The sequence below is a fragment of the Halorubrum lacusprofundi ATCC 49239 genome (genome assembly GCF_000022205.1).
Lineage (GTDB): Archaea > Halobacteriota > Halobacteria > Halobacteriales > Haloferacaceae > Halorubrum > Halorubrum lacusprofundi.
Genome location: NC_012029.1, coordinates 909,511 through 925,563, shown reverse-complemented (window position 1 = coordinate 925,563; position 16,053 = coordinate 909,511). Strand labels below are relative to the sequence as shown.

At 58.2% G+C, this 16,053-nt stretch carries 11 protein-coding genes, 1 tRNA gene and 1 pseudogene; 9 read left to right on the top strand and 4 right to left on the bottom strand.

Annotation, left to right across the window (positions count from 1 at the left end):
* Positions 1-27 precede the first annotated feature (27 nt).
* Positions 28-1,635: a phosphoribosylglycinamide formyltransferase gene (purN, locus tag HLAC_RS04565; RefSeq protein ID WP_015909672.1), complete on the bottom strand. Its 1,608-nt coding sequence runs from the start codon at positions 1,633-1,635 to the stop codon at positions 28-30.
* A 167-nt stretch (positions 1,636-1,802) separates the two neighbouring features.
* Between purN and purB the strand changes: the two genes are divergently transcribed.
* From purB to HLAC_RS04545, 5 genes and pseudogenes are all read left to right on the top strand, one after another.
* Positions 1,803-3,263 carry an adenylosuccinate lyase gene (gene purB, locus HLAC_RS04560; protein WP_015909671.1) on the top strand — a complete coding sequence of 487 codons (1,461 nt, stop codon included), beginning with the start codon at positions 1,803-1,805 and terminating at the stop codon, positions 3,261-3,263.
* A gap of 74 nt (positions 3,264-3,337) precedes the next feature.
* Positions 3,338-3,976: pseudogene (locus HLAC_RS04555) on the top strand (IS6 family transposase).
* A gap of 673 nt (positions 3,977-4,649) precedes the next feature.
* Positions 4,650-5,039, top strand: a complete 390-nt coding sequence (locus tag HLAC_RS19495; protein WP_079892087.1) for a response regulator — start codon at positions 4,650-4,652, stop codon at positions 5,037-5,039.
* Positions 5,002-5,940: a transposase gene (locus tag HLAC_RS04550; RefSeq protein WP_015911568.1), complete on the top strand. Its 939-nt coding sequence runs from the start codon at positions 5,002-5,004 to the stop codon at positions 5,938-5,940. Before HLAC_RS19495 ends, HLAC_RS04550 begins: the two co-directional genes overlap by 38 nt.
* Before the next feature lie 72 nt (positions 5,941-6,012).
* Entirely contained in the window at positions 6,013-7,980 is a 1,968-nt protein-coding gene (locus HLAC_RS04545) for a PAS domain-containing protein (RefSeq protein WP_015909668.1), read from the top strand.
* 300 nt (positions 7,981-8,280) lie between these two features.
* Here HLAC_RS04545 and HLAC_RS17705 read toward each other — a convergent pair whose 3' ends face one another.
* The gene (locus tag HLAC_RS17705; protein WP_015909667.1) at positions 8,281-9,495 is read right to left on the bottom strand and encodes a GAF domain-containing sensor histidine kinase; all 1,215 of its coding nucleotides are present in this window, start codon (positions 9,493-9,495) and stop codon (positions 8,281-8,283) included.
* A gap of 353 nt (positions 9,496-9,848) precedes the next feature.
* Between HLAC_RS17705 and HLAC_RS04540 the strand changes: the two genes are divergently transcribed.
* From HLAC_RS04540 to HLAC_RS04530, 3 genes are all read left to right on the top strand, one after another.
* Positions 9,849-10,229 (top strand): DUF7522 family protein, encoded by a 381-nt coding sequence (locus HLAC_RS04540; protein ID WP_049933253.1) that lies wholly within the window; start codon positions 9,849-9,851, stop codon positions 10,227-10,229.
* A 668-nt stretch (positions 10,230-10,897) separates the two neighbouring features.
* Positions 10,898-11,230: a recombinase family protein gene (locus HLAC_RS04535; protein ID WP_015909664.1), complete on the top strand. Its 333-nt coding sequence runs from the start codon at positions 10,898-10,900 to the stop codon at positions 11,228-11,230.
* A gap of 177 nt (positions 11,231-11,407) precedes the next feature.
* On the top strand, positions 11,408-12,232 hold the full coding sequence (locus HLAC_RS04530; protein WP_015909663.1) for a creatininase family protein: 825 nt from the start codon (positions 11,408-11,410) through the stop codon (positions 12,230-12,232).
* A gap of 529 nt (positions 12,233-12,761) precedes the next feature.
* Here the strand turns inward: HLAC_RS04530 and HLAC_RS04525 are convergent.
* A tRNA-Ala gene (locus HLAC_RS04525) sits at positions 12,762-12,833 on the bottom strand.
* A gap of 82 nt (positions 12,834-12,915) precedes the next feature.
* On the bottom strand, positions 12,916-13,506 hold the full coding sequence (locus tag HLAC_RS04520; RefSeq protein ID WP_049933252.1) for an SRPBCC family protein: 591 nt from the start codon (positions 13,504-13,506) through the stop codon (positions 12,916-12,918).
* Between the two features lie 487 nt (positions 13,507-13,993).
* Between HLAC_RS04520 and HLAC_RS04515 the strand changes: the two genes are divergently transcribed.
* Entirely contained in the window at positions 13,994-16,030 is a 2,037-nt protein-coding gene (locus HLAC_RS04515) for an ABC transporter ATP-binding protein (protein WP_015909661.1), read from the top strand.
* The last annotated feature ends 23 nt before the right edge of the window (positions 16,031-16,053 follow it).

Below are 16,053 nucleotides of genomic sequence, written 5' to 3'. Positions count from 1 at the left end.
GGACGAGGCCTAACCACTTCGAACGGCTCAGTCGTGTCGGAAGCAGCGCGAGCCGGTGAACGCCATCGCCATGTCGTGTTCGTCGGCCGCGGCGATCACGTCCTCGTCGTTGACCGAGCCGCCGGGCTGGATCACGGCCTCGATCCCGGCCTCCGCCGCCTCTTCGATCGCGTCCGGGAACGGGAAGAAGGCGTCCGAGGCCATCACCGCGCCCTCTGCAGATTTCCCCTCGGCGTCCTTCTCCGCCTTCATCGCCGCCAGCGTGACGGCGTCGACGCGAGACACCTGCCCCATCCCGACGCCGACCGTTTCGGTGCCGGTCGCGAACAAGATCCCGTTCGATTTCACGTGTTTGAGCGTCTTCCACGCGAACACCATCGTTGCTAGCTGTTCGTCGGTGGGCTCGCGCTCGGTGACCACGTCGAGGTCGCCGGCGGTCGGCGACTGGCGGTCCCGTTCTTGAACCAGCCGCCCGCCGACGACCGGCTTCTCCGTGAACCGTTCGGAGAAGCGCTCATCACCCTCACCGAGGGGGCCGACATCGAGCACGCGGAGGTTCTTCTTCTCCCGGAGCACATCGAGCGCGCTGTCGGTGTAGCCGGGCGCGACGACGACCTCCTTGAACGAGTCGACGATGGCGTCGGCGGTGTCGGCGTCGCACTCGCGATTCAGCGCGACAATACCGCCGAACGCAGACTTCGCGTCAGTGCGGAGCGCGCGGTCGTACGCGTCAGCGACCGTGTCGCTCGTTGCGCAGCCGGCCGGGTTCGTGTGCTTGATCACGGCGGCGGCGGGCTCGTCGAACTCCTTGACGAGGTTCAACGCGCCGTCGGCGTCGTTGTAGTTGTTGTACCCCATCCCCTTCGCGCCGGGGTTCAGCTGATCGGCGCCGACGACACTCGCCTCCTCGCAGCCGTCGTCGACGTAGAGCGCGGCGTCCTGATGGGGGTTCTCGCCGTACCGCAGCGTGTCGGCGCGCTCCTCGGAGACGAACCGCCGCTCGGGGAAGTCGCCGCCGGTGTCGCCGTCAACGGTCACGTTCACGGGAGCGTCGTCGTCGCCCCCGCGCTCGATCGTCACTCGGTCCTCCGCGAACCACCGCACTGCTCGCGGGTACGCCGTGAACTCGGCGTCGTGAAGTACTCGGCCTTTCAGCGCCTCGGCGTCGTCGCCCTCGTAGACGGGTACCGGCTCCTGCGTGACGATCGGGCCGGCGTCGACCGCCTCGGTGACGACGTGGACGGTACAGCCGGTGGTGCGGACGCCGGCGTCGATCACCTGTTCGTGGGCGTCCGTACCGGGGAACGCGGGGAGAAGCGACGGGTGGACGTTCAGCGTCGTTGGGGCTGCGTCGAGGAACTCGTCGGTGAGCACGCGCATGTACCCGTCCAGACAGACGAGATCGAAGTCGTAATCGGCGAGTCGGTCGAGGATCCGTCGCTCGTGGGCCTCGCGCGACTCCCCGTCTTCGCGCTCGACGACCTCGGTCGGGATCCGGCGTTCCGTGGCGGCCTCCAGCACGGGCGCCTGTTCGCGGTTGGTCAGGACGACCGACAGCTCCGCATCACCCGGCGCGGCGTCGGCGATGTGTCTGAGGTTCCGTCCCCGGTTGCTCGCGAGTCCGGCGATCTTCATACACGATGGGTCCGACCGATCGCGTATATTGATTGCGGTCCGGTCCGGGTGTGTATTCACGTTCGCGGATATATGTCTCCCGAGAACCGGATGGAGGGCGGAAACGGATCCACGTCCGTGCGACTCTCATCGACACGCTTTTGCTCGCTCCGGCGGCAGTCGCGGACATGACCGACGACTCCGAACCGGCGGGCGACGACGACATCGCAGGGCTATCGCGGTCGGACCCGCTCGCGGCGGTGTCACCGCTCGACGGGCGGTACGCCGCTCGGACCGCACCGCTGTCGCCGTATGCGAGCGAAGCCGCGCTCATGCGCGCCCGGACCCGCGTCGAGGTCGAGTATCTGATCGAACTCGCAGCCCTCGACGCGACGCCGATCGCGCTGGACGAGGAAGCCGAGGCGGCGTTTCGCGCGGTCTACGAGGAGTTCTCCGCCGAGGACGCCCGCCTGATAAAGGCGCTGGAGGTCGAGGGGGCCGAGGGGTATGCCGCGACCAACCACGACGTGAAGGCGGTCGAGTACTTCCTGCGGGTTCGATTGGACGGGTTGGACGATTCCGGAACGATTGCCGACAGCGAGGCCCTGTACCCGTGGATCCACTTCGGGCTCACGAGCGAGGACGTGAACAACCTCGCCCAACGCCTTCTGGTGAAGCAGGCCGTGAGCGAGGCGATCGTGCCCGCGATTCGCGAGGTTCGGGACGCGCTCGTCGACCTCGCGCAGGAGCACCGCGGGACGCCCATGCTGGCGCACACCCACGGTCAGCCTGCGACGCCGACGACGTTCGGCAAGGAGATGGCCGTGTACGCTTCGCGGCTCGGCCGCGCGCTCGGCCGAGTCGTCGTCGCGAACGGCGACCTCTCCGGCAAACTCGCCGGCGCCTCGGGCACCTACGCCGCCCACGACGCGGCCTACCCCGATGTCGACTGGCGGGCGTTCGCCGAGTCGTTCGTGCGCGGGCTTGATCTGGAACACACGCCGCTCGCGACGCAGGTGAACCCCTGCGACGACCTCGCGGCGCTGTTCGACGCGCTGCGGGGCGTCAACAACATCCTCCTCGATCTGGACCTGGACGCGTGGCTGTACGTCTCCGACCGCTACCTCGGCCAGCGGACCGTCGAGGGGGAGACCGGCTCCTCGACGATGCCGCACAAGGTGAACCCGATCGACTTCGAGAACAGCGAGGGGAACCTCTCGAAGGCGAACTCGGATCTCACGTTCCTCGCCGACTACGTGACGACCTCGCGGCTTCAGCGCGACCTCTCAGACTCCACGGTCAAGCGCAACATGGGCGCCGCCCTCGCGCACTGCCTGATCGGTTACTCGAAGGCCGGCGACGGGCTCGCGACGGTCGTCCCGAACGAGACCGTCATGCGCGAGGAGCTGGCGGCGACGCCCGAGGTGATCGGCGAGGCCGTCCAGACGATCCTCCGGCGCGAGGGCGACACGGACGCCTACGAGCGCGTGAAGGATCTCACCCGCGGGAAGCGCGTTACCCTCGACGACTTCCGCGATCTGTTCGACGACCTCGACGTCGACGAGGGCGTCCGCGAAGAACTCAAGGCGCTGACTCCAGCGGGCTATGTCGGCGTCGCCGACGAGCTGGTCGACGAGATCGACGAGTAACGCCACAAGAGGGTTAGTGGTGCCTACCCGGTCGCGTTAAGTTAGAGGATGAGGCGGACGAGTTCTGAGTGTCTATGTCAGAATTCGACCGCCTCAACGATGGTATCGCGTGGATTGACTTGTCGTTTGTGGAGCGAGATCGAACGCCGCTCTGTGCGATTGAAGTAGGGATCCGCTGTCACTTGGCCGGTATGTCACTATGCGAGGTGAGTAAATTTCTCGAGGAATACGGAATAGATCGGAGTCACGTCGCTATCCACAACTGGGTTCATAAAGCCGATCGACAGCCGATCTCGACCGTCTCTGTGGATCAACTCGCGGTTGACGAAACGATGATCCGTCTCCACGGTCAGCAATTCTGGCTGTACGGCGCGGTTGATCCGTATACGAACGAAATTTTTCACGTAAGCCTCTATCCGACCGCAACGAAACAGACAGCGCGCTGGTTTCTGACCGAGCTACACCGGCGCTACCAGCTCGATGATGTGAAATTTCTCGTCGATGACGTAGACTATCTTGGACCAGTTCTTGCTGAGGATGGGTGTCGATTTCAAATCATTCAACATGGAAATCGGAATGCTATCGAACGTGTCTTTTGGGAAATAGAATGACGTACATCATCGTTTACAAATAGTTTCAGCAATGTCGCGCTAGAGACAGCTCAAAACTGGCTCGAAGCCGTCGCCGTCTATCACAATTCACGCCAAACTTAACGCGACCTTCAATCGCTGAGAAGATTTATTCGTACTACAACAAAATACCGGACTTCCTGTCTATCAGTATCGAAGGGATCGATCTTCCAGAGATATCTGCGATCTCGATATCTATCGGTAGGATCGGTCTCAAGATATTTTTCGTACAGGCTCTCATTCGGTTCGTAGTTTGGGCGGCAAAGAAGGGGATAGAACTGGTAAAGTCAAATCTTTTCGTTAGTGGAATGGTGCCCCTGGTAGGGCAGTCGGTCCTGCCGGCGAAGTACTCTACCGAGAGTGTTAATCTCAGCGATGGCGAGAAGCAGGTCCATCTCGCCAGACTGGCGAGTAGCTGCTTCCATTTAAAATGGGAGAGACCAAGCCGGCTTAAACCCCCCTCTACCTGACAAGAAGGACATGCTGGATATAGAGGATATAATCAGCACAAGAGTTTTGTTACTTCTCCAAATTAATCCTGAATCAGCCGATAGAACCCGCCTGCGGACTGACCATCCCGAGATCTGCCAGCTACAGTAGAGGTTCCAACTGATGTGCTAAGGATTTCAACAGAGCCGTATCTTAGGAACACCTTCGTAAGCCGAATCGGCGGTAGCACCTTGATAGTATCCGTACAAAGGCTCTAAAGAATGTATTTTGAGAAAGTATTTGGATAAGGGTGTGATACACTCTTTTTATGCATCTTCTCTGTGTCGATGACGACACGGATTTCTTGGATCTTACAACCACTTTTTTACAACGCAAGCTCCCTGCGGCGACGATACATACTGCGACACGCATCCACGACGCGCGAACACTCATCGAGACGGAACCGATTACGTGTATCGTGAGTGATTATGAGATGCCCGACCAGAATGGACTTGAGTTCTTACGCACAGTTCGTGAAACTCACCCGGAATTGCCGTTTATTCTCTTTACAGAGGGTGTCATAGAAAGCGTCACACACGAAGACGCAGGATGTTGGAACTGTGTCTACGAGCGCCAGCATCCTGCAAGAGGAGACTTCTATCGACGAGTTCTTCAATGTAATGGCGACCGAGACGCTCGCGTTGTTCGAGCATCTTGAGTTCGACTTTCTCGAAGAATTCGATGTGTTCGCCCCCGCTCGCCGGGGGCGAACACGAGATCATCACCCACCAGCACTCTTCCGAGCGTTCCTGCACTGCTACTACAAGAACGTCTACGGCATCCGTCCAGTCACGCGAGAACTCCAGAACACGGTCGTCTGGCTCAGCTGTGGCTTCGATCGACCGCCGTCGAGAGACGCGGTCGATCGCTTCCTCACCGACCTCGAACACGTCGTCGACGAGGTCTTCGACCGCCTCGTCGAGCAGGCCGCCTGCCGCGGCCTGCTCGACTTGACCTACTCCATCGATTCCACCGACGTGAGGACGATGCCCGCCGACCAAGACGCGTCGAAAGGCTACGATCCAACCGCCGAAGAGTACTACCACGGCTACGGCTGTACGATCGTCTCGACCGGGCAAAAGATCCCGATTGCCGCGGAGTTCACCGAGAGCAAGCAAGCGCCAGAGGAGACGGCGATGCGCGTCACGTGTGACGCGCTCGCCGTCGAGAAACCGATCTGGATGCTTGGAGACAGCGCCTACGACACGCTCGGCTGGCACGACCACCTGCTGGCCGCAGGGGTCGTGCCAGTCGCTCCGTACAACGCACGAAACACCGACGATCCGAAAGACATCGAGTACAGGGTCGAAGCCCGCATCGACGAACACAGCGAGGACGTTCAGCTGAAGCAATCGACGCTAGACGAGACGTACAACCGCCGGAGTGGAGTCGAACGAACCAACGACGCCGTCAAGGACTGCGGCCTCGGGCACGTTCGCGCCCGAGGCCGCGTCCACGCACGAGCACAAGTGTTCCTCGCGCTGTGCCTTCGTCTCGTTATTGCGATCACCAACGACGAACGCGGAGACAATCCAGGAAGCACCGTCATCACGCTATGAGAACTATTCTATGACACCCTCTTTACAGGGAAAGGCTCAGAAGAAATCGCCAGCGAAGCCATCTCTGCCGGAGTGACCGATTACCTACAGAAACGAGGCTCAGAACAGTACGACCGGCTTGCCACACGCATCGGTCACGCAGTTGCCCAGTACCGAACGGAACACGAACTGCGAGAACGAGTGAAAGAACTCACTGCAATTCAAACGATCAGCGATCTACTCACCGACAGTGACGGCCAGCTGGCAGGGCAACTCCAGCAAGTCGTTACGTACCTTTCACAGTCTCTCCAGTTCACAGAAGCGGCAGTTGCTTCGCTCTCTATCGATGAGACCGAGTTCACCTCTCCGGAGTACGAACCACCAGTTCACCAACTCTCAGTCCAAGACGTGACCACCGCCGGTAATGAACTCACACTTATAATTGGCTATACGATCGACTCAGTGTCAGAAACCGATGGTGATGTGTTTCTCCCCGAAGAACGAGAGCTAATCACCACGGTTCTACAGCTCGTCACGGCCTACCTTGATCGGCGACACGTCCTCTCAGATCTCCAAGAGGCAGAGCGTCGGCTCAATCTCATTCTCGACAATACGACCGCAGTGATGTATCTGAAAGATACTGAGGGTCGATATGTGTTTGTGAATGCCGAATACGAGCGGTTGTTCAATGTGGACTCCGAGGAGCTCATCGGACAGTACGATGCGGATATCCACCCGCCGGACATGGCCGAAACCGTCCAGGCGAACGATCGTCGTGTCCTCGAAACAGGCGAACCGATTGAGACTGAAGAACAAATCACGGTGGATGGTGACGAGCGAACGTATCTCTCATTGAAAGTCCCTGTGCTGGATGCTGCTGGTGAAGTGGAGGGCGTGTTCGGCGTATCCACAGAAATCACCGAACGTAAAGAACGAGAACGGCAACTCGAAGCACTCAATCGAGAGATACCACGGTTATTGTCCGCTGAGACGATCGAGGAAGTAGCCGAACTCGGGGTTGTCGCCGCTCATGAGATCTTGGATCTACAGGCGAATGCGATTCACCTGTACGACGCGGAGAACGAGGAACTGGCACCTGTTGCATACACTGATGGTGTTCTGGAGCTCATCGGTGACCCCCCGACGTTTCGTGACGGACAGAGTATCGCGTGGCGGGTGTTTGCGGATGGAAACGCGACAGCGATTGATGATATCCAGACTGACACAGATATCTACAACCCGGAGTCACCGATTCGCAGCGAGTTGTACCTCCCGCTGGGTGAGTATGGTATCTTGATGGCCGGGTCACCAACGCCCTCGAAGTTCGATTCACAAGACGTAACCGTTGGTGAACTACTTACCGCCCATCTTACCACTGCACTCTCCCAGGTCACCACCGAACAGGAGTTACGTGAGCGAGAAGCGGAGTTAGAAGCCCAAAACGAACGGCTCGAACAGTTTGCCAGTATGGTCTCACACGATTTACGCAATCCGTTATCAGTTGCGTCCGGAAACTTGGAATTATATCGGGAAACCGGTGAGGAATCCCGTTTAGAAACGATTGATACGGCTCTCACCCGCATTCAGGAGCTCATTACCGATCTTACCTCACTCGCACGTTATGGCATCCCCGACGAAAACCACGAACTAGTGTCGGTGTCTGAGGTGGCCCGCGACGCATGGGAGTTGATAGACACGCGGTCAGCAACCCTGTCAACGGAACCGTGCACAGTAACTGGCGACGCAAGCCAGATCACGACACTCTTCGAAAATCTGTTCCGGAATGCGGTCGGGCACGGTGGCCCAGACGTGACTGTCCGGGTCGGACCGCTTGAAAACGGGTTCTACGTTGAAGATACCGGTGACGGTATTCCCCCTGACGAACGTGACACCGTGTTTGATCACGGTTATACGACAGGCTACAGCGGAAGCGGTATCGGACTCACAATTGTCTCACGAATTGCCCAAGCTCACAGCTGGGACGTTACCCTTACAGACAGCACGGAAGGCGGCGCACGGTTCGAGTTCCGAGCGACATGTTCAGATGATCCGGATAACTAAGCGGACTGTGTTGACCAATCCGCTGAGTCGAATATGGTGATAATTCTGTGCGAGGTACGCGCGTTGTATGCAGAAGGGTATCTACGAACAATCATCGACCGAGGATATAAATAGAGCCCTAGTATCTATATGACAGACAATTGAGGAATATTGGTCGCCTAGATATGGCGAGAAGTCCATCTCGCCAGGCGAGTAGCCACTTCAATTTAAAATGAGAGAGATCAAGCCAGCTGAACCCCCTCCACTTGACAAGAAGGGTGAGCTAAAGATAGAGGTTCAAGTTAACAGACACGCTCTAATTCAGGCCGTATCCCCTGATTTACTGTGCTCCCGTTGAATCGATTCTGCCCGTTGCAGATGTACTTCAACGGTCGTTCCGGAAGGCGCTGTTGCCACTTCGATCTCGGCATCGAGGTTGGTAATTATCCAGTAGACAAGCGCAAGCCCAAGACCATTTCCGTGGAGTAATGGCTGCTCATTTTCACCGGAAAGTATCCTACTTTCACTTGGTGGCAGCCCGGGACCGTCATCCTCGATCTGCACCGTAACGTGATCAGATCCCTGATGAACCACCACGTCTATCGACGGTTCATCTCCTGCATGTTTGGCCGCATTCTCTAGCAGTTCCGAGATTGCATCCGATAGTTGTGGGGCCGCAAACGACATGGCCTGCTCTGGAGTATCGAGCGAGCAGTTGACTGAGGGGTTATTATCACAAACGTCACTCACCGCCTTGCGTACCATTGGAACAATGTCCACCGGCCGTGAAACTGGGACAGATCGCGTAAGATTCTCCAGTGTTCGCGCTTTTTCGGCGAGAGAAATCAGTCCGGTCGTTTTCGATTCAATGACTGAGGCTAACCTAGCCTCGTCTCCAGATGTCTGTTCTATGATCAGTCGTGCGTAACCACGAACGACATTCAAATCATTCCGGAGATTGTGACGAAGCACACGATTGAGAACCGAAATCAAACGATCTCGGTTGGCAAGGTCCTTTTCATGGTGGGTTTCTTCGAGTACTTTACTCAGTATCTGACCCGCCAGCTCAATGAAAATATGTTCCTCCTCGGAGAATGGCTCCTCTCGCGCCTCTGATTCAACGAAGCAGATCGTCCCATATGACTCACCAAACACGTCGATGCGTATCCCGAGATAGGTTTCAAGCTGCTGGAGCTGGTACGCGCGATCATCACTCCAGCCCTGATTGCCAGCGTCGTGTAACGCGAGTGGTGCTGTTTGTTGAAACGTATGACGGCAGTATGAGTCACTCAACTCCGAAGTGAGGCCATCGGGATACGGGCCTTCGGGTGAGTCCGTTGATCCGATGACTTCCCACCGATTTTCGGCTTCGTTGATACTGGCGATGTGACCGTGGTCCAGATCGAGGTACCCCGTTCCAATTTCGACTACCCTTTCTATGGCTTGTTTCCTGGAGAGACTTTGATGTAAAAGGTCATAGAGCTCATTTCGGGCCTCCTTGTCAGAAAGTAAATCTGAACTATTGAGTGATTTCATTAAGGTATCTTTATGGGATCAAATTAAAGACCACACAACAAAAATCCCGGGACTTAGAAATCAGAATAACGTTTATTGCTTGTCGATCTGGGTATGTGGCCGTACGTTCGATACGGATCCGCGGCCGTGTTGAACGGGATAGGTAACCTGCTGAATACAGAGGACGAGTGCAGTACGACGACTTCGTTTGTTTTGGTTGGTTAGTACTGAATCGGCTGGTCAGTAAACGTGCCTGCCTTCTCCATCGAGATCTCCCTCCTAAGTCTCAGCATCAGGACCTATTGGACAATCAGATGAAGACCGATATTAACACAAAAGCAATCTTATTGAACTCGGTACCAAGATCGATTCACATGGTCGAAGAGATTGCAGATCTACTTACAGAGTACGTATATGACTTGGTTGGCGACGGTCTTCGAACGGTGGTCATCGTCCGCGATAACGATCACGAAATTCGCTATCTCAAAGACGATCTTCAACGGGAATACTCAAAAGAGGCCTACGCAGAGATTGTAGAAACTTTCCGCCTCGAAAATCCGTTTCTATCGCCCGCACTGGAAGGCACACCAGTAGGGGAACGACGCGCCCTTATCGACTATCACGAGAACGCGTGCGTGATTCAGATTCCGTATTCTGAATCGGAAACGATTCTCATCAGTGTTTCACGAGACGCCGGTCGAGACCTGATCGAATTCATCGAATCGTGTCGAGAGATAGTGCGAGAGCAATCATAAAACATCCAAAGCGATTCCAAGCGGTTGGGTGTCGTCCTGTATTGCTAAATGCATCTCCTGTACTGGGTGATCACTCCCGTCCGCAGACCTACCTCGGTTTGTACCACACTCACGCTCTGTATCCAGCAGGGCATCTACGAACGATCACCGATCGAGGACTTAAACAGAGCCACTAGTATTTCTGTGTCCGACAAGTGATGGAGTGTCGAATATTGATGCGCAGCTAATTCTAGGCAGATATTTCACTGGAGGCTCATTACCCCGGTAATGAGAGGTTCCCATGGATAGTCAGGGCGAGATTTCACCAGGTGCCATTGTCGGCGCTGTTTTCTCCCTTATAATCGCAGCTGTGGTCGGTCTGATCGGACTCCGAATTCTCTCCCCATTCGCAGCGCGTTGTGATGATTCAGGAGCATTCGCTGAGGCATGTCTGGAACTCAGTTCTTCAGTTGGGTCTACTATCGCTGCTTTAGTTGGTCCACTGGGTTTGATCGTCGTTCTCGTATTGTTACTCATCTTTATTTCTTCAGGAAGATAAGTTGAGTAAGAGGGGGTATCCGGGAATTGGGTGAGAGCCGGACGTTCAGATATGGCGAGAAGCACATCCTTCTCGCCCAACTGGCGAGTAGCCCCCTATTTTTAATACAACCTGACATGCGGGCAGGAGCATGGCAAACGCAGCTGTCTACGCGAGGGTCTCGATCCGCGACCAGGAGCTCAACACACAGCGCGACAACCTGCTCGACTACGCACGCGATCTCGGCCTCGACGTCGACGCCAACCACGTCCTCGCCGACAAGTCGACTGGGACCGACACAGATCGTGCCGGCTACCGTGAGCTGATGGACCTCGTCGAGGACGGCGCCGTCGACGCGATCGTCGCGGTCGAGGACGAAGACTGGTCCCACCGAAAGGCTTCACGCCACTCTGGAGTATCGCGAAGGACGATCCCGAACGTGCTGGAGCGGAAGGAATTGTATCTAAACGAGTTCGATGGTTAGTCTATTCTGAGCGTTGATGTTTGCGTCGCTCTTGCCTAATCTGGTGAAGCAACTGTGATATCACACGGAAAAATGCCCGTCCTGCGGTGCGATTTGGAGTCCCGTGTTCACTCGCCTTCGTATTCAGATACTGATAATAAATTACTTATTTATTGATTATTATAATAGTTAGTTGCAATGTCAGTTTCACGAAGGCTTGACGAACTACGACATCCGGAAGTAGAGGCGTATTTGGACAGTAGTGAGACGCCGACTGCGCTAATCCCTGTTGGAACGACCGAGCAGCATGGGCCACACCTACCGATGGGGACGGATTCAATGATACCGACCGAAATCTGCGAGCGTATCGCTGAAGATACGGATGCGCTCGTCGGGCCGCCGATTAACTACGGGGCCTCAGATATGCACGCCGGATATGAGGGTATCACCTACCTCCCCTACCGGACACTTGCAACGGTTGTCCGAGACCTGGCATACTCATTAGCCGAGAGCGGGTTCACCGATATCGTATTCATTTCAGGGCATCTGACGAACGACTGGGCGGCAAAAGTCGGAGCGAATCAAGCGTCACATGATCTGCCAGAAGAACACTACGCCTACGCATTCCCGTACTGGGACGCATTAAGCAGCGACGACATGGAGGATTATCTCTCGTTCGACGCGGGCTGGCATGCAAATATCGGTGAAACAGCGGCAGTTATGGCTATAAACGAAGGGCTGGTTGACCTGTCGGAAACGCCGTACGATGACCCAGATATGCCGGAAGACATTGAGAATCCTGGTGCGTTACTGGATCATCTCCCCATCGGAAAGGGTGCATTTTACCGAGTCAGTGACACGGGGGTATGGGGAGATCCAAGCGATGCAACTGCCGAACTCGGCGAGGAGTACTTCGAGACGATTACCCATGCAGTCGCGGAACTTATAAATACATTCCAGGAAGTCCGTGACGACATATACGTACGCGATCGCCCATCCCGAGCACAAGAACAGTGGGAATAGCGAGCGGCTCATCAACATCCGCATCCATGAGCCATGTAGCCGGCGAATGTACGGGTCTTCCCCTCAATAGGCAACGAGTATTCCAATTCCTGGACGACCCCTGTTTGTAGTGCTTGATCAATGTTCGCTGCGAACGTCTCCGCTTTTTCGTTTGCGAGGAGTTTATGGATGAACTTGCCGATGGTCGCTGAGGGTTCCTCACACAGAAGATCGTCGGTGTAGCGTTGGCAATAATCTCCCTGAATACACCCTGTGGGCCTTGTTTAGACGCAACGTAGATCGGACGGAACGGTCGCTATCTGAAGAGCAAAATCGAATAGAGAGGCTCTCATAGACAGATATCGTTCAGCCGACACAGACACTAGCCCACGTTCTCGGGAGCGTCTAAACAAGGCCCAATTTCACAATTTCTCATTTCTCTACAAACGAGAACTTAGAACGAAGAGTCTAGCCCAAAAGTTTCGAATCTAGCTGTTAGAAGAGTCCTACCTTGCAGTGAAGAACTCTGGTCACAGCCGCAAAACGGTAGTGGACTCGCGGGGATTTGAACCCCGGGCCTTCCCCGTGCCAGGGGGATGATCTACCACTGATCTACGAGCCCTCGTACGCATTCATTCGTTCCCCGCTGGATATATTAAGACCTTCGACTCGGCGACACCGTCGACACTGACTCCCACACGCGCTCAGATCCGCGCGGAATCGACGTACACGTCGAGATCGACGTCGCGATTCGACCCCTCGAGGTCACGCACGGCGCGCTCGATGACACGCTCGGCCTCGCCTCTGATCAAGGGAATCGCCTTTTTCACCACCCAGTCGAGCGAGACGAGCATCGGGAGATCGAGCGCGTCCGAGCTTGCTGAGCCGGGGTCGAACTCGACTTCGAGCGCGACCTTGCACGGTCGGTCGGTCAGATCGTCGTCGGTGTCGTTGGCGTCGTTGGCGTCGTTGCTGTCAGAGGCGGCGGGGTCGGAGGCGCCCTCCGACTCCGCCGGTGTCACCCGCCAACACCCGCCGGCGTCGATGTCCTTCGTGATCTCCCAGTCGATCCGCTCGGGTGGCTCGACGCCGGTCACACGCGAGTGGGCCGTGTAGGTGATCTTCCACCACGCGAACGTTAGCGCGTAGCAGGTACCCGGTCCGCCCTCGCCCTCCAGTGTCCGCACTTCCCGAAGGTACTTCGAGTAGTTGGCGTACCGCGGGAAGTCGAGCAGGAACGCGTACACGTCTTCGGGGTCGGCGTGCACATCTGTGCTCACGACGAGTTCGTCCACGCAGGGAGGTTCGGCCGGTGCCTAATAAGCGGTCCGACGATTGGACGCGTAAGTGAGGATCTCGTGAGTCTCCGTCTACTCACTGGGAACGCCTCCAAAGCCCCAGCCGCGACGACTCGCGCGACTCGCTGTCGTTCGAGACGCCGAAGGCGTCTCGTGATGTCGTCAGAATCCGTCGGATTCTGACTGCTAGCCGGAAATTTCCGATTTCCGGCGATGACGAGAGAGCTTCGCTGTGGTGCTTGCATCGCCGTGCTTCGTCCTCGCGGCAGGGCGAGAGCGAAGCTCTCGCTTGCAGCCGGCGCGATGCGCCGGTGACAGCGAGGCGCTTCGGTCTCTCCCTACTCGCGCCCATAGGGCGCTCGGAGGCACGCGCCGGCCGCACGTCATTTATAAGCCATCGACACTCCGATCGTCCTCCCGATCGGGACCCGGAACGGCCCGCCGAAGCCGTCGGATACATTTGGCTCGCCGCGCTCGTACGCCCATGGCTGCCGACGATCGCAACGCCTTCGAAGTGTACCGCGATCGGGTCGATCGGCCCCTCCTGCGACTGTTCCGCGAGTACGGCGCTCTCGAAGCACACTGGCTCGCGATCGGGATGGCCGCGAATGTGATCGCCCGCGTCGCGGGGCTGGTCCCGCCGGTCGTGCTCGGTGTCGCCATCGACGCCGTCTTCACCGGAACCGGCCCGTACACCCTCCCGATCGTTCCGGACGCGTGGTTACCGACCGCGGGGCCCGCGCAGTTCCGGCTCTCGGTCGCGCTCATCGTCGGGTCGTTCCTCATAACCGGCGTCTTCACGTGGATCTACGGGATCGCCGCGAACAACTTCGCACACCGCGTGATGCACGCGGTCCGGACCGACTCCTTCGACCGGATGCAGCGGCTCGACATGACCTTCTTCGACGACAAACAGACCGGCGAGGTGATGAGCGTCCTCAACAACGACGCCTCGAACCTGGAGGTCTTCCTGGATAACGCGCTCCAGAACTCCGCGCGCCTCGGCGTGATGCTCGTCGGCATCGCGGGCGTCCTCTTCTACTACAACCATGAGCTTGCAGTGGTCACCCTCTCTGTCATCCCCCTGATGATCCTCTTCACGGTGTGGTTCATGCGGGCGGTCGAGCCGCGGTACGTCGCCCAACGCTCCGTCGTCGGCGACCTCAACACGGCGCTCGAAAACGCCCTCGCCGGTGTCGAACTCGTCAAGACCTCCCACACCGAGGCCCACGAGAGCGACCGCGTCGAGACCGCCTCGCAGCAGTACTTCGAGCGCACGATGTCGATCCTCCGGCTCAACTACGTCTACCGGCCGGGGATGGAGCTGTTCGCCGGTCTCGCGTTCGCCGCCACCTTCGCGGTCGGCGGGTACTGGCTCTCGGCCGGGCCGCCGGGCCCGTTCTCGACGACGCTCACGGTGGGGACGTTCGTCACGTTCGTCCTCCTGACCCAGCAGTTCGTCGCCCCGCTGGCGGAGGTGTCGAACATCATCGACCAGTACGAGAACGCGAAGGCCTCCTGCGAGCGCGTCTTCGGCCTCCGCGACATCCCAATCCGAATCACGGACGGCGAGGACGCGATCGATCTCGGGGGAAAAAGCAGCAGCGTCGCCGGCGCCGTCGAGTACGACGACGTCTCGTTCGCCTACGCCGAGAACGCTCTCGTCGACCCCGCGGACGCTGACGAGGAGGTGATCCGGAACGTCTCCTTCGAGGCCAATCCCGGCGACACCGTCGCGCTGGTCGGTCCGACCGGTGCTGGAAAGTCGACCCTCCTCAAACTCCTCTTGCGGCTGTACGACGTGACCGAAGGCGCGGTCCGGGTCGACGGCCACGACGTACGGAACCTCACCGTCGAGAGCCTCCGATCGAACGTGGGCTACGTGGCGCAGGACACCACGCTGTTCGACGGCACCATCGCCGAGAACATCCGGTACGGGCGGTTCACGGGCGTCGACACCGAGGGCAGAAGCGCAGGCGCTGACGCGAAAAGCGAGGTCCGCGACCGCGTGATCGAGGCCGCGAAGGCCGCCGAGGCGCACGAGTTTATCGACTCGCTGCCGAACGGCTACGACACGCGGATCGGCGAGCGCGGCGTGAAGCTCTCCGGCGGCCAGCGCCAGCGCGTCGCCATCGCGCGGGTCGTCTTACAGGATCCCGCGATCCTGATCCTCGACGAGGCGATCTCCGCGGTCGACACCGAGACGGAGATGCTCATCCAGCGCTCGCTCGACGAACTCGCCGCCGACCGCACCACCTTCGTCATCGCGCATCGGCTCTCGACCGTGACCGACGCGGACTTGACGCTCGTGTTGGAGGACGGCGGGGTCGCCGAGCGCGGGACTCACGACGATCTCCTCGACGCTGACGGCCTCTACGCGAAGCTCTGGGGCGTGCAGGCCGGCGAGATCGATGAGCTTCCGGAGGAGTTCGTCGAGCGCGCCCACGAGCGCCACGTCGACCGCGCGGTCGAGCGGGCGATGGAAGGGGAGACCGTCGAGAGCGAGACGCTCGACGATTGAAACGGCCAGAACAGGTAAGCGCT